Below are 13,065 nucleotides of genomic sequence, written 5' to 3' on the forward strand. Positions count from 1 at the left end.
TCACCGAGCGCGCGCCTTAGCCTGGGGGCGCAGGTGCACGCGGAACCAGTCGCGGCACATCTCCGCCAGGACCGCTTGCGCCCTCGGCTCGTCGATCACGTGACCTACGTCGTCGAGCACAGCGACTCGGGCGGGGCCGGCGATGCGTTCCGCGGCGTCCTCGTTGCGGGCGCGTAGCTGAGCGTCATACTCGCCCACGACGAGCAGGGTCGGCGCCCGCGCGATGAGGAGGAACTCGCCTGCGAGGTCCGGCCGGCCCGCCGGTGAGACGACCGCCCGCACCCAATCCGGCCGCGCCGCCGCGGCGATCAGGCATGCGGCTGCGGCGGCGTGGGCGCCCAGGACGCCGCCGGGAAGGCTCGCGGTCACATGATCGGACGCCAACCGGTCGATCATCGCGATCGTGCGCACGCCCAGGAGGTTTGCATCGAACCGCAGCTCTGCTGTCGCGGCATCGATCCGCTGCTCCGCTTCTGTGAGCAGGTTGACCCTGACAGTGGCAATCTGCGCCGCGTTGAGCTCGTTCGCCACGCGCACATCCCGCTCGTCGTCGTGACTGCCCCCTGGCCCCCGCGCGAAGACCACGAGCCCGGTTGGGTTCGGGGGCATCGCGACGTATCCGTCGAGGTCGAGGCCGAGGATGTCGAAGGTGCGGGATTGCGGTACGGCCGTCATCGCAGGGACTGTCCTCGACCGGACCGGTCCTGGCACGGACCTGGCATGGCCAGGATGGGCACTCGATTCCCCCTGCGGGCACCGTTGCGGTCTCGATCGCGCACGGGGTGCAGGACAGCCTAAAGGGCGCTGTATAACTGGTTGCGGCGCTCTTCGGCCATTCGTAGGCCTGTCCGATCTGCTTCAGAATGCCGTTCGTCTTCGCAGGCGTCGAGTCGAACGTAACAAGTCCCGTGGCGCTCACATCGGTTCACCTTCGCGAGGTCGACGGCTGGGTTCCGGCCTCCACCGTGACCGATCGCTCGGATAGCCTGACCCTGGCACGTAACGATTCCGGCGGCCCATTGCCCTCCCCGAAAGATCGGCTGATGCCTCCCCCTGCGGGACCGAAGTAAGCGGAGGAAATCCGTCCTGGCGGGCCAACGCGCCGGGCGGCTACCGGTGCGACGGTGGTGTATGAACGTAGCCGCGCACGATGAGCGCCACGCGTTGCTCGAGGAGCTGGAGCTGCTGCGGACGCGCAGGCGCGAGCTCGAGGAGAGTCTCGTGTCCGACGATCACCGGCCGCACGACTTCGGTGAGCAGGGAGAGACAACCGAACTCCGGGATGAGCTCGACTGGGTCCACCGCCGTATCCGCGACCTCGCGCACTACCTCTGGGAGGCGGGGCGGCCCGAGGGGGACACGTCCGAGCGGGTCGGCCTCTACAGCGAGGTGACGCTTCGCTTCCCCGACGGCTCCTGCGAGACCGTACAGGTCAGCCGCTTTCCCGACGAGGACGTCCCGGCCGTCACGCCCGAGAGCCCACTAGGGCAGGCGCTACTCGGGGCGCAGCCGGGCGAAGAGGTCGCCTGGACGGCGCCAGAAGGGCGGCTACATGCCCGTGTCGAGCAGGTCCGTCGTCCCCTATAGCCGCCCTCCGGACGGCCGCCGGTGTGCCTGATCACGGCCCTGGTGACCGCCGCGCTGGTGTCGAGCTGCTCGCGAAGCGGCACTACCGGGCCGTGACCGAACGGCTGGACGAGGAGGCCCGTCGTCACGAGCTGACATCGTCGCCGTCGGCGGTCACGAGCACGAGCTCTACGAGTTCCTCGACCACCTCGCCACGACTGTGTGGGAACTCGTAGCCGGGACGTTCGCGGTCCACTCTCGCGAGGACGACCTTGGGAGGATCCACAGGAGCAGCGAGCAGGTGGTGCACCGGTACGAGGAGGCGACCGGACCGGCAAGTCGGCGGCATCGCGGTCGGCCCGGGAGGGTGACGGCCTTCCCCGAGGTTAGCCCCGCGGGACCCGTTCGACGTCCCGACCGCGCTGAGATGGTGAAATGAGCCGTCCACCTCGGGAGCCCGGTCATGGCCGATCACGCGAGGACCGTCAGGCAGGAGCGTTCGACGGTGGTGCAGTGTCCGCACTGTGGGAAGCACCGCGTTGCCGCGGTGGGTGACGGGGTTGCCAGATGTGGCAACTGCCGCAACGCCCTGCCTTGGCTCACGGATGCAGGCGACGACGCCTTCGCCGATGTGGCGGAGCGAGCGCCGCTGCCGGTCCTGATCGAACCGCCCTTGTTCACAAAGGCGTCATCGGCCAGCGAGGTCGGCCATCGGTGCCGCGCTCGTGCTCGGGGACCGGAGGGGGCGGTAACCGCGGGGTACCGCGTTCTCGGCCGCATCATGGATTCGCACGTCGCGTCAATCCGTGACGTCGTCCCTCGTACCCCGCAGTCGTGCGAAGAGTGCCTCCGCATAGGCACGCCGTGGGCGGCGCACCTGCGGTTGTGCCTCACGTGCGGTCACGTCGGGTGCTGCGACTCCTCCGCCGATGCGGCACCCGCGGGCGCACGCCGGTGTACTCGGCCACCCCGTCGTCCAGTCTATGGAACCCGGGGAGAACTGGCGCTGGTGCTACGTCGAGGAGGCCTTCGCGTGACGGGACCCCAGCATCGGGAGGCGCCGTGCGACCGCAGGACATGATGACGTTCGAGGAGGCTCGCAACCGGGCGTACGAGCTGCTCGGTGACGTCCGTGACCTCCTCACCGCCGAGTTCGAGCCAGGCATAGTCCCGACCGGACTCGCCACCGCGGCCGCGGCGGAAGCGCTGCGGCACATCAGCGCCGCCGAGGACGCGCTGGACCGGACAGGACTCGGATGAGGACGCACCCCGAATCTGCTGCGCGAGGCCGGCCACCGATCGAGACGCCCGACGAGGGTCCGCTCGACCCGCACGTCCTCGTTGTCATGGGCGCGACCGGCGACCTCGCCCGGCGCAAGCTGTTCCCAGCGTTGTTCCACCTCTGGCAGCTCCACCTGCTGCCCGAGCGTTTCCGCCTCATCTGCTCCAGTCACACCACGCCAAGAACCGAGGATGCCTTCCTTCCGATGGTGCACGCGGCCGTGGAGGTCTACCGAGGGACGATCGACGACCTCGCGTGGCAGGAGTTCGCCCGGCGGATCAGCTTCGTGCCCACGTCCGAGGACGAAGGAGCCGCACTGGAAAGGGCGGTGGCGGAGGCGGCCAAGGAACTGGGCAACGACTGCGAGACCCTGTATTATCTCGCGGTTCCACCGTCGGCGACGGAGAGCGTAGTCCGTATGCTCGGCACGTTCGATGTGCCCGGTTCGGCGAAGATCGTCCTCGAGAAGCCGTTCGGTAAAGACCTTGAATCGGCCCGCAGGCTCAACGAGACCTTGCATGGATTCTTCGAAGAGCGCCAGATTTACCGGATCGACCACTTCCTCGGCAAGGAAGCCGTGCAGAACATCCTTGCGCTGCGCTTTGCCAATGGCATCTTCCAGCCGGTGTGGAACTATCAGCACATCTGCTACGTCCAGATCGACGTGCCGGAACAAATCGACATTCAGGGCCGGGCGGAGTTCATGGAATCGACCGGCACGTTCCGGGACATGATCTCCACCCACCTGTTCCAGTTGCTCGGCTTCGTGGCGCTGTCCCCGCCGGCACACATGGACGCGGACTCGTTGCATCATGAGATGATTAAAGTCTTCCGCGCGATCCGCCCCATCGATCCGGAGCGCGTCGTGTTCGGCCAATACGACGGGTATCGCGACGAAACCGGTGTCGACGAGGCCTCGACTGCGGAGACGTTCGTCGCTATGGAGGTCTACGTCGACGACTGGTACTGGATCGGCGTCCCCTTCTACCTGCGAACGGGAAAGGCGCTCGCCGAGAGCCGGCGCACGATCACGATCGGCTTCCGGGAACCGCCATTGAAGATCTTCCCCGGGGACGTAAACGACACATGCAACGAACTGGTCCTCGAACTCACCGACGACCCGACGATCTTCGCCGACGTCCGGGCCAAGGTACCTGGCACCGCGTTCAGGATCGGTCGGGGCAGAATGCGGCTGGCCCTCGTCGAGGCGTTCCCGGAAGCCGAGCCGCTCGAGGCCTACGAGCGCCTGCTCCTTGATGTCATGCGCGGCGACTCGATGTTGTTCATCAGCACGGAACAGGTCGAGTTGCTATGGCTCCTGTGCGACCCGTTGCTGCGGAACCCGCCGCGACCGATACATTACCCACGCGGCTCGTGGGGGCCGAGGGAGGCCTTGCGTCTTCCTATCGAGCGTGGGTGGCGGTTGCCCGACTCATAGCGACGGGGTGGGTTTGGCCAACTGAACGCCGTCGCCCGGCGCATTCATCGCGCGCACTACCCGCACGAACGGTGCGAGTGTCGACCGACCCCTCAAGCAGCCGGATCTTGATCGTGAGCGGCTCGATGTCGAGCAGGTCACCCGGATGTCGCCGGGGATCACGATTCCCTTGTCGAAGATGCGTTCGAGGATCTCGGACAGGTTGGTCGACTCCTGCCGGTGTTCCGGTGGGCGGGCGCGGGTGCTGGGCAGGGGTAGTCCACCCGAGGTCATCGGTACTCCTTGTCCAGTTGGCTACGCGAGTACTTCCGGATCCGGCGGTACGAGCGCAGTTTGCCGTTGCGGTCGAGCCGCACCTGGTAGATTGCGAGGACGTCGGTGGTGTCGGGAATCCGGTGAATCTCGACGACCTCGACGTCGACGTACCAGTCGCCGTCCCGGGGCTCGATCGCCACCACGTTCTCGGGATGCAACCCGGTGAACTCCGCTACGTCCTCCGCGGCCCGTCGAGCGGCCACCCTGGCCGGAATGCGCTCGGCCCTCCCCCGGCGACCGGTCCTCGGCGCCGGCCGACGGCGCTCGGCAGGCCCCCCTCGGGTTCGCCTGCCGCGGTCCTGCGGCTCGGCCTGGTCCTCCTCGTCTGCCGGCTCGTCGTCTTCTAGCTCGTCGTCCTCTACGTCGCCGTCCCGATCGTCGCGGTACCGTCGTGTCCCCTCGGGAGCGTCCGGCCGGTGTTGCTCCCTCCGCCCGCTGTCGTCGTGTGCTCTGCGCACCCGGCTCGGCGCAGTCTGCTGCTCGTTGTCAGTCACATCCGCTCCGTCCCTCGCAGGGCCCGGACGTGCCGGTCGGACAACGTGACAGGGATCCAGCCGAACGGCACGTCGTGACCAGGTCCTCGCCCGGTCCCGCGGCGGAGGGACCGGGCGGCGCTACGGCGATGGGCTGGTTGCGTCCACGAACGTGCCGTTATTGGGGTCAGTTCGGGAGGCGTCGTCATGGGTGGTGGTGCCAATCGGGCCGCCTTTCGTTGCGCCCGGGTCCGGGTTCGCGGAGATCAGAAATTCTCCTCAGGTTTGATATTGTTCGCTCGTCCACTACTGCTCGTGTGGCGGAACGCTGCCCGGATGCCCGGTTCGGCCTTAGGTTACACATTCTGGCAGATCTGTGGCGAAATCTCGCGGCACGTAGCTCCTGATCTATCGAATTGATCTGTAGCGGTTTTTGATCTGCGAGCCATCCGCGCCCGGGGGGTTCGGGATACTGCTCGTGCCTATGTTCCCGGGCAGGGGTACCAGGCGCGAGGGCGAAGCTCAGTCGCGCCGTTCCCGTCACCATGCGTAAATCGAGCGCTACTGCTGCCGCGAGGTTGACCACAACGAGGCCCGCCGAGAGCGCAACGGCACTCAGGTAGGTAGTTGTACAGATCGAAATCCGACACTCGAATCCCGCTCCCACCGAAGGCCGCCGGTAGAACTCGCGGGTTCGGCTCACGACGGCCCCGAACTAGTGCTCAGTCGCCTGCGGGGGATGTGACACGAACTATGAACACAAATGAGTGTTGGTCCCAGTCCGCGTGGTGGCTTGCCGCAACCGTTACCGATGCTGCTGACCGAGCGCGATGCTGTGCGGGCGCGGGCGGCCTGCCGGACGCCACCGCACGGCGACCTTGTGTCCGACAGGCGGCGGAGAAGGACATTGACATAACCGACTGCGCAGCCCCGACTGGCTCGGCGGCCGTGCCTGGCGTCGACCCACGGGCGGGATGGGGTCGATCGGCCGGCGCCCCGCGGTCTACGTCAGCGATCGCCGCGCGCGGTCTACTCGACCAGGCGGGCGGCGATGTCGCGAAATTTCTGGTGGCTGTCTTGCGAGCGCAGTCGGAGCAGTTCGAACGCCTCGCTCGCGTCGACCGTTCGACGACGACGAAGTCAGGGTCGCTGAGCTGGGGTGGTCGGGAGTGCACATCTCCCACACTGCCGAAAGGCTCTGTCCATTGCGGCCCTGACCTCGGCATGCCCATGCCGCCGACGAGTTGGCGGTCCCAGCGTTACATGTAAAGGCTGGCTCGAGCCGCTGGGGTCCGGTGATTCAGCCCGTCAGCCGGGGAACGGCCGCTCGCTGGCAAACCTCGACTAAGGGGCGCCAGAGCGGGTGGAAATCGTCGGGCACTGCGATGTAGGCGCGGCGGCGAGTATGTTGGCCAGCCGCTCGTCGACGGTGGGGTGGAGGCGGGCCCACACCGCCTCCGGAATCCGGGAGGGGTCCAGGAAGGTGCTGCTCACCCAAGGGATGATGTGGTGCTCTTCGATGGCCACGACGCGCACGATCGGAACTCCTCGGTTCGCTGGAGTGGACAGGCCTCAGAGCAGCTTGTCTTGGGTGATCGGCAGATCGAGGATGCGTTTGCCGGTGGCGTGCCGGACGGCGTTGGCGATGGCCGCGGCGGCGCCGGTCACGCCGATCTCGCCGAGCCCGAGCAGCCCCAGAGGCATCGTGGGGTCGGGCTCGTCGAGGTAGTCCACGTCGATGCGCGGAACCTCGGCGTGCACGGGCACGTGGTACTCGGCGAGGCTCGGGTTGACGATCCGGCCGGTGCGGGGGTCGATGAGGGTCTGCTCCGAGAGGGCCATGCCGATGCCCATGACGATGCCGCCGCGGAGCTGGCTGGCCGCAGTGCGCGCGTTGATCACCGTGTCGACGTCGAACACACCCAGCCAGCGTGACACCCGGACCTCGCCGGTGTCGGGATCGACCCGGACTTCACAGAACTGCGCCCCCGATGCGGCCTGCGCTCGCCATCGAAGGTCGCGCACGGTCCGGGCGAGGAAGGCCGGCACGTTCGTCTTGTACACCACCTCGACGTGGTCACGGCCGGCGGCGGCGAGGATGTCGATGTAGCTGTGGCCGCTGCGCCGGTGGTAGAGGCCGCCGTCTCGGGCTTCCAGCTCCTGCAGCTTGCGGCCTTTCAGGGGTGAGTCGGGCATCCGCCGGGTCAGGGTGAGTACCGACTTCTTGAGTTCGGTGCAGGTGGCCAGGGTGCTGGCGGTGACGCTGGCGGTCTGGACCGAGCCGAACGCACCCGCGCTCGGCGGCAGGTCGGAGTTGCTGTACTCCACCCGGACCGACTTCAACGGGACACCCATCTGGTCGGCAGCGATCTGAGCCTGCGCGGTCGGCTCCCCACCTGCGCATCGCGGACGAAGCGTCGAGTCCGGCGCACCGGCCTTGATGGCCGCCAGGCGCTCGACTCAGCGTGGCCTGCAGCGCGGCGAACGAGGAGACCATGATCTGCGGTGTGCCCGGGTGCGGGGCCGTGCAGATCCACGACGGCGCGATCTACGGCCCGGCCCGATCGCTCCTCGTCGCATACATGGATGACCTGGTCGCAGCCATGGACGACGTGGAAACGAGTTCTGACGAGCTGGACTACGGCTCATTGAACAAGCGCGCGGTACTGTTTTCGCCTCGCGAGCAGACGGCGATAACGTACGTGAATTTCATGCACATTCTCCGAGGTGCTTGTCAACTACCGACTCGCTCCAGTCGAGATTGGGGCGCCTGGGGTCGCCTCGACAACCGCCCGATCCTCGCCACCGGTGGGGGCGGCATCGGCGTAGACGACGCGGTGCGGCTGTGGGACCCGTGCACCCAGACTCCCATCGGCCGACCGCTCCTCGGGCACAGCGGCATGGTGTGGTGGGGAATGTGGGGTCGGCTCGACGACCATTGCTCAACTGTGGACGGTCGCGGCTCTCGACCACCTACGTGGTCGATCATCCAGATGCCGTCGTCGTCATGCCCAACGGGATCGCGCTACGCAGCTAGGCGTCCCGTATCGGTAGGGGATCGGGTCTGCGGCCGTGATCTATTCGGCGGTGGCGGGGTCGATCGGGCTAGAGAGATTCGGGGACCAGCCGGGGACCGCACGCTGTGCGCGCAGCTGCTCACGCGGAGCAGGAGTGGGCTTCTCGCGCTGGGGTGAGCGCGTGTGACGTGCACAGATGGCTACCCGCACGTCCTGGGGGTCAAGGGGTCGCAGGTTCAAATCCTGTCGTCCCGACGGCACGATGGGCGGTTCTCCACGTCGGGGGAGCCGCCCATCAGCGTTTCTACCTGCGGAAACACGAATGGGCGCCGGTCTCACTCGCGGCCTTGTGGATCATGGCGGGCTGTCCACTGTGGTTATTGAACGTCAAACAGGAGCGAATCTGGAGCGGCATGCTCCGCGCTTTGACTGAACGGCCCAAATGAGGTCGGGATCATTGCCAAGCGAGCCCAAATGTGGTCAGTGGTGACTGACGTCACAATCGGCCTGGCGGTCGGGTCTCTAACGGAAAGGGCTTCGTCGACGCTGTGCCCGATCCGTGAAGCAGGTGTCGCCAGAAGTCGGTTCCCGATGATGGGCCGACGGGCTGGTTGCAGTATCTCCATGCCGTATTCGGGGAAATTCCGCGTCGGGCAGGTGTTGGCATGCGCAGTGGGGGTTCGATTAAGGACGCGCACTAACCACACGCATCTGCTGGCCCGCCGGGGGAGCGCACCGCCGGGCCGCCGGACGCACCGCCGCGCGTCCCCCTGATCGACTGAGGGCTGTTGCACGCTTGTCGCATGGGCGGGCAGCTGCGCCAGCGAGCGATCAGGGGGACGTTGCAGGCGGCGCGAGGAGGGAGCCGAGGGCTGAGGCGGCATCGAGCAAGGTGGTGACCATGTCGACCTTCACCGTGATCCGCTGCCCGACCCGGAGCGGACTGGTGGGCACGCGGTCGAGGTAGCGCTGATCGACTATGCCTGCGTTGTGGGTGACGACGTGTCGTGCGGCCATCGCCTCGACGAGGATGGTCCAGTCCGGACCGAGCGCCGTTGGAAGATCGATTCCCAGTGTGTCGCGATACAGCGTCTCGACGTCGCCGAGTCGCTGGAAGACGTTGCCGCTCATCTTCCCCGCCTTCAGCACTGAGCCATTGCCAACCTGATGTACGGGCAGGTCATCGGCGGTACGGCGTGGCGTGACCTCGAACGGGTGAAGCTCCTGGTAGACGGGCGATTGCCTAGATCAATCCGCCTGACCAGGAGCTTCAAGGTGCTGTCCTACCCGTCCGGGATGACCATGTCCAGCCGCGCCCTCGGCGTGCTGTCCGATGCGCTGCGGTCACAGCGCAACCAGCGTCGGACCCGCTGGCGCAAGTTGCCCGCCGGACGCCAGGCCCTGTTGGTGGTGGCCTACCTGCGCAAGGGCGAGACCTACTCCGACCTCGCGTGCGGCTTCCAGATCGGCACGTCGACGGTCTATCGCTACATCCGCGAGGCACTCGAGTTGCTCGCGGCGATGGCCCCGACGCTGGCGCAGGCGATAGAGGTCGCCCGCCGTAAGGCGTTCGTGATCCTCGACGGCACCCTCCTTCGCATCGACCGGGTCGGCATGGCCTCGGGCTACGACCGCGGGTTCTACTCCGGCAAGCACAAGGCCCACGGCCTGAACGTGCAGGTCATCGCCGACCCGATCGGCCGGCTGGTGTGGATCTCCCCGCCGCTGCCCGGCGCCCGACACGACATGGGCGCCGCCCACGAACACGGCATCATCGACGCCCTCGCCACGCACGAGATCCCGGCGGTCGCCGACACCGCTTACCAGGGCGCCGGCCCCACGGTCGCCGTGCCGCAGCGGCGCCGCCGTCTCGACCCCTACACCGGCCGCTACCGGCGCCTGTCCCGCAACCAGCGCGACGTCAACGCCGCGCACGCCCGACGACGCGGCCCGGGCGAGCGAGTCAACGCCGAGCTGAAGAACTGGCGCATCCTGCGCAAGATCCGCTCCAGCCCGAACCTCGCCGACACGCTCATCGCCGCAGTTCAGACACTCATGATCGACAACGCGTGATCAGGTTGGCAAAGGCTCACTGACTCGGCGTTGGGCACGCGCTCGGCGAAGACGGACTTCAGGAAGGTCTCCAGGGCTGCGCAGGTGTTCTCGACGGAGTCCTCGTAGATGCGTGCGAGGGACCCGTCTGCCTCCAGGTCGGAGAGGACGTCGGCCGGAAGAGAGGACAGACGCGTCATGGTCCGGCGCTCGATCTCCAGCATCTCAATGAACTGGTCGGCGGGTGCGAGCTGTCCGCAGCCGGGGCAGAACATGGCGATGCCGAAGACCGCCGCAGGCTCGTCGCACCGGTTGCAATGCATGGTGCGCCGGGTCTTCTCCTGCTCGTAGGTGAAGATCACCTGTGGCATCGGCGCCGGCGTGAACTTGAACCCGCTCCGGGTGAACTTGTCCTGGAGATGGAGGATCATGGCCGCGCCGGAGGCCTCCATGAGTCTCCGCTGGGCCTCGTCGGTGATGAACTCGTTGGCGAGGGCGCGGTGCCCGCAGTAGGGGCAGTAGATGAGATCGGCTTCGGGGCCCTCGAAGTTGATCTTTACGGCGAACCGGTGGTCCTGCTCGCTAGGGCAGCGCAGCAGCATCAGTCCGTTCTCGTCCATTGGCATGGAGACGCTGAGCTTGAACCCGTCGTCGGTTCTGCCTCCGTACTGGAGGCCTTTCGGGAGTGGGATGCGCCAGATACTCATGGGCGTGCTCGGTCCCGTGTGGAGCGCCGAGCGGGGGGAGCGTTCGACAAGATCGCCGAGCGTGACGGTCTCGACGCCTCGTTTCCCGTCAAGCGTGGTACTACTCCAATGCCGGCACGGAGAGTCATATGATGACCGCGGATGGTGGAGAGCCAGAAGAGGTTGGTCTGGAGGCGTTTCCGGCTCCGCAGCACCGACGGGCCGGTGGCTCGATCCGGTGGGCGGTCGGCAGCCCCGACGGGCCGCGGTCGCAGTCGTGGAGCATTTTCGGCAGCACCACCGACGACGACGTCTACCTCGGGCCGCGCTGACAGACCCGCGCGATCAAGCTGTCGCTGCACCGCAATGGCCGCTGGCGCATGGCCTGGACGGAGCAGTACGCGAAGTCTCGGGGGTGGTCCGACACGGTCGACCGGGTGCTTGCCCGCTGGGAACCACCGGAGGAGGTGCGTCCCGGCTGGCGGCATGCGGTCACGGTGCTGGTGACGCCGGAGAGCCCGGCACGCCCTCCTCCTCGGGACACCGGGCTGGGCAAGGTTGCGTTCTTCCCGCCGCCCAATCCCGACGGCGCGCTGTGGTTCCGCGTCCTCATCGGCCACGGCGCCGAGCTGGCCGTCAGGGGGGCGGTCGAGGTCGGCACCCTCCGGCTGCCCAGCGGCGGCATGGTCGGGGTGATCGTGCGCCCCGGGCCGCTAACGCCCGGCACGGCAGAGAAGGTCGCTGAGATCCGCGCGCAGATGCTGGCTGCGGTGACCGCGGCTGGAGCGCGCCGCAACACCGCCTTCGCGTGGGGGCGCATGGCTGACGATGCCGTGCTGCTCATTGATCCCGGCCCGCCTCGGCGCCGAACCAGCACGGTGACGCGGGTCCGCTCGCAGCACGGCGGAGCGGGTGGCCGCAATCCTGCGCAGCCGGATCAGCGACGGCTACTTCCCGCCGGGAACGCGGCTCGCCGAGGACTCCATCGGCACCGCCCTCGGGGTTTCGCGCAACACCCTTCGTGAGGCGTTCCGGCTGCTGTCGCACGAGCGACTGCTCGTTCACGAGCTCAATCGCGGAATGTTCGTGCGCACGTACACCATCGAGGATGTCGTCGACGTCTATCGGGTGCGCCGGATCGTCGAATGCGGAGTCGTCCGGGCGCTGCGGGATCCGGTTCCGTCGCTCGCCGGAGTCGCGGCCGCGGTCGAGGAGGGCGAAGCACCGCTGCGGCATGCGGATTGGCAGGCCCTCGGGACCGCGAACCTCCGATTCCACCAGGAACTCGTCGCGCTCGCGGGCAGCGCCCGCACGAACGAACTCATGAGCGGGCTGCTCGCCGAACTCCGGCTCGTGTTCCACGGCATGGCCAATCCACGACGTTTCCATGAGCCGTACCTCGCACGCAATCGCGAGATCCTCGACCGGTTGCGGGCCGGTGACGGCCCGGGTGCTGCCGACGATCTCGAGGTGTATCTGCGCGCCGCCGAGGACCAGATCGTGGCGGCGTACACGCGCCGCGGGGCGGAAACGGGCGGGGCCGAACCAGCAGGCGGGTGATCTCCAGCGGCGCTCGGGCCCCGGTCGAAGGCGCGTCACGACCAGCGATCGGAATGCCGGAACATGACCGGTTCGGTCGTGCCGCCGCAGGGGATCTCGGGGTGCCGTTCCTCGGCGGAGGAAATTGCGTTGCGCGCGGGCTGCGGTGGTTCCCAACCCGCCAGCGTAATCCGGCCGCTCGGCGGGCGGGCGTCGGGCTCCGGGAGCCCGGCCCGGCCACCGATGCGGACCGGGTCGCGGGCAGCTCGGGGAGGGCCTCGCGCCGGTCGGAGGCCGGCCTCCGTCCGCGCCTCCGGCTGGTCATCCACGCTCGGCGACACGAGGGCTTCCCTTCTCGGCATGATCTGTTAACCTGATGATCGCCTCGGTGACTTCACTCCGAGGTTGCGGTGCTGGTTCCGCCGGTCGCTGACGTTGCGCGACGGGTTCGGGAACCGCCCCCGCAGGGGTTGCCGGACGCGAATACCGCCGTCCGGCGGCGGGTCGCTGCCTCAGGCGCGACGTGCTCGGTGCCCTGGTTTTCGCACGTCTCTGTGGTGGTCCGCGGTTCCTGTACCGCGGTCTCTCCTGCTGCACCCCTGTTCCCTCCACGATCACCGGGAGTTGCTCCGACATGGACCGGCAGTTCGCACACGACGGTGGGGCCTCGAGCCCTGCCGCCTGTGGTGCTGCCTCC

General features: G+C 67.7%; 15 protein-coding genes and 2 pseudogenes. 8 read left to right on the plus strand and 9 right to left on the minus strand.

Features of this window, described 5'->3' with window-relative positions; translation table 11 throughout:
* Positions 1–675: an alpha/beta hydrolase gene (locus tag ACQPZQ_RS15165; protein ID WP_433296101.1), complete on the minus strand. Its 675-nt coding sequence runs from the start codon at positions 673–675 to the stop codon at positions 1–3.
* A gap of 456 nt (positions 676–1,131) precedes the next feature.
* Here ACQPZQ_RS15165 and ACQPZQ_RS15170 point away from each other — a divergent pair, with 456 nt between their 5' ends.
* Positions 1,132–1,587 (plus strand): GreA/GreB family elongation factor, encoded by a 456-nt coding sequence (locus tag ACQPZQ_RS15170; protein WP_433296103.1) that lies wholly within the window; start codon positions 1,132–1,134, stop codon positions 1,585–1,587.
* A gap of 124 nt (positions 1,588–1,711) precedes the next feature.
* Here the strand turns inward: ACQPZQ_RS15170 and ACQPZQ_RS15175 are convergent, their stop codons facing one another.
* A complete protein-coding gene (locus tag ACQPZQ_RS15175) occupies positions 1,712–1,852 on the minus strand; it encodes a hypothetical protein (protein WP_433296105.1) in 141 nt (46 codons plus the stop codon).
* Between the two features lie 495 nt (positions 1,853–2,347).
* Here ACQPZQ_RS15175 and ACQPZQ_RS15180 point away from each other — a divergent pair.
* The 3 genes and pseudogenes from ACQPZQ_RS15180 to zwf all read left to right on the plus strand — a co-directional run bounded on the left by ACQPZQ_RS15180 (position 2,348) and on the right by zwf (position 4,286).
* Positions 2,348–2,603 (plus strand): annotated as a pseudogene (locus ACQPZQ_RS15180) (UBP-type zinc finger domain-containing protein).
* A 25-nt stretch (positions 2,604–2,628) separates the two neighbouring features.
* A complete protein-coding gene (locus ACQPZQ_RS15185) occupies positions 2,629–2,826 on the plus strand; it encodes a hypothetical protein (protein WP_433296107.1) in 198 nt (65 codons plus the stop codon).
* Positions 2,823–4,286: a glucose-6-phosphate dehydrogenase gene (gene zwf, locus ACQPZQ_RS15190; protein ID WP_433296109.1), complete on the plus strand. Its 1,464-nt coding sequence runs from the start codon at positions 2,823–2,825 to the stop codon at positions 4,284–4,286. The genes ACQPZQ_RS15185 and zwf overlap by 4 nt, the downstream gene beginning before the upstream one ends.
* On the opposite strand, the gene gvpJ is transcribed toward zwf, so the two are convergent.
* From gvpJ to ACQPZQ_RS15220, 6 genes and pseudogenes are all read right to left on the minus strand, one after another.
* Positions 4,281–4,559 (minus strand): gas vesicle protein GvpJ, encoded by a 279-nt coding sequence (gene gvpJ / locus ACQPZQ_RS15195; RefSeq protein ID WP_433296111.1) that lies wholly within the window; start codon positions 4,557–4,559, stop codon positions 4,281–4,283. The two genes, zwf and gvpJ, sit on opposite strands and share 6 nt — an antisense overlap.
* Complete coding sequence (gene gvpO / locus ACQPZQ_RS15200; protein WP_433296113.1) at positions 4,556–5,095, minus strand: gas vesicle protein GvpO; 540 nt, start codon at positions 5,093–5,095, stop codon at positions 4,556–4,558. Before gvpO ends, gvpJ begins: the two co-directional genes overlap by 4 nt.
* 1,008 nt (positions 5,096–6,103) lie before the next feature.
* Positions 6,104–6,196 (minus strand): annotated as a pseudogene (locus ACQPZQ_RS15205) (ANTAR domain-containing protein); the annotation flags it as partial.
* 222 nt (positions 6,197–6,418) lie between these two features.
* The gene (locus ACQPZQ_RS15210; protein ID WP_433296115.1) at positions 6,419–6,568 is read right to left on the minus strand and encodes a hypothetical protein; all 150 of its coding nucleotides are present in this window, start codon (positions 6,566–6,568) and stop codon (positions 6,419–6,421) included.
* Positions 6,569–6,646: 78 nt separating this feature from the next.
* Positions 6,647–7,429, minus strand: coding sequence for a xanthine dehydrogenase family protein molybdopterin-binding subunit (locus ACQPZQ_RS15215; RefSeq protein WP_433296117.1), 783 nt, complete (start codon positions 7,427–7,429; stop codon positions 6,647–6,649).
* Positions 7,430–8,922: 1,493 nt separating this feature from the next.
* Positions 8,923–9,222, minus strand: coding sequence for a hypothetical protein (locus ACQPZQ_RS15220; protein WP_433296119.1), 300 nt, complete (start codon positions 9,220–9,222; stop codon positions 8,923–8,925).
* 144 nt (positions 9,223–9,366) lie between these two features.
* Here ACQPZQ_RS15220 and ACQPZQ_RS15225 point away from each other — a divergent pair, with 144 nt between their 5' ends.
* Positions 9,367–10,164, plus strand: a complete 798-nt coding sequence (locus ACQPZQ_RS15225) for a transposase family protein (RefSeq protein ID WP_433296121.1) — start codon at positions 9,367–9,369, stop codon at positions 10,162–10,164.
* Here the strand turns inward: ACQPZQ_RS15225 and ACQPZQ_RS15230 are convergent.
* On the minus strand, positions 10,137–10,763 hold the full coding sequence (locus ACQPZQ_RS15230) for a hypothetical protein (protein WP_433296123.1): 627 nt from the start codon (positions 10,761–10,763) through the stop codon (positions 10,137–10,139). The two genes, ACQPZQ_RS15225 and ACQPZQ_RS15230, sit on opposite strands and share 28 nt — an antisense overlap.
* A gap of 215 nt (positions 10,764–10,978) precedes the next feature.
* Between ACQPZQ_RS15230 and ACQPZQ_RS15235 the strand changes: the two genes are divergently transcribed.
* Genes ACQPZQ_RS15235 through ACQPZQ_RS15245 form a run of 3 tightly spaced genes read left to right on the plus strand, consistent with a single transcriptional unit; the run spans position 10,979 to position 12,389 of the window.
* Positions 10,979–11,161, plus strand: coding sequence for a hypothetical protein (locus ACQPZQ_RS15235; RefSeq protein ID WP_433296125.1), 183 nt, complete (start codon positions 10,979–10,981; stop codon positions 11,159–11,161).
* A gap of 48 nt (positions 11,162–11,209) precedes the next feature.
* Entirely contained in the window at positions 11,210–11,854 is a 645-nt protein-coding gene (locus ACQPZQ_RS15240) for a hypothetical protein (protein WP_433296127.1), read from the plus strand.
* The gene (locus tag ACQPZQ_RS15245; protein WP_433296129.1) at positions 11,742–12,389 is read left to right on the plus strand and encodes a GntR family transcriptional regulator; all 648 of its coding nucleotides are present in this window, start codon (positions 11,742–11,744) and stop codon (positions 12,387–12,389) included. The genes ACQPZQ_RS15240 and ACQPZQ_RS15245 overlap by 113 nt, the downstream gene beginning before the upstream one ends.
* Positions 12,390–13,065: the final 676 nt, after the last annotated feature.

This window comes from Pseudonocardia sp. CA-142604 (assembly GCF_050948475.1).
Lineage (GTDB): Bacteria > Actinomycetota > Actinomycetes > Mycobacteriales > Pseudonocardiaceae > Pseudonocardia > Pseudonocardia alaniniphila.

What these genes read in the sequence shown, in the direction of transcription:
- ACQPZQ_RS15165 (WP_433296101.1), bottom strand. Translation starts at nt 675, where the DNA reads ATGACGGCCGTACCGCAATCCCGCACCTTCGACATCCTCGGCCTCGAC.
- ACQPZQ_RS15170 (WP_433296103.1), top strand. Translation starts at nt 1,132, where the DNA reads ATGAACGTAGCCGCGCACGATGAGCGCCACGCGTTGCTCGAGGAGCTG.
- zwf (WP_433296109.1), top strand. Translation starts at nt 2,823, where the DNA reads ATGAGGACGCACCCCGAATCTGCTGCGCGAGGCCGGCCACCGATCGAG.
- gvpJ (WP_433296111.1), bottom strand. Translation starts at nt 4,559, where the DNA reads ATGACCTCGGGTGGACTACCCCTGCCCAGCACCCGCGCCCGCCCACCG.
- ACQPZQ_RS15215 (WP_433296117.1), bottom strand. Translation starts at nt 7,429, where the DNA reads ATGGGTGTCCCGTTGAAGTCGGTCCGGGTGGAGTACAGCAACTCCGAC.
- ACQPZQ_RS15220 (WP_433296119.1), bottom strand. Translation starts at nt 9,222, where the DNA reads ATGAGCGGCAACGTCTTCCAGCGACTCGGCGACGTCGAGACGCTGTAT.
- ACQPZQ_RS15230 (WP_433296123.1), bottom strand. Translation starts at nt 10,763, where the DNA reads ATGGACGAGAACGGACTGATGCTGCTGCGCTGCCCTAGCGAGCAGGAC.
- ACQPZQ_RS15235 (WP_433296125.1), top strand. Translation starts at nt 10,979, where the DNA reads ATGATGACCGCGGATGGTGGAGAGCCAGAAGAGGTTGGTCTGGAGGCG.
- ACQPZQ_RS15240 (WP_433296127.1), top strand. Translation starts at nt 11,210, where the DNA reads ATGGCCTGGACGGAGCAGTACGCGAAGTCTCGGGGGTGGTCCGACACG.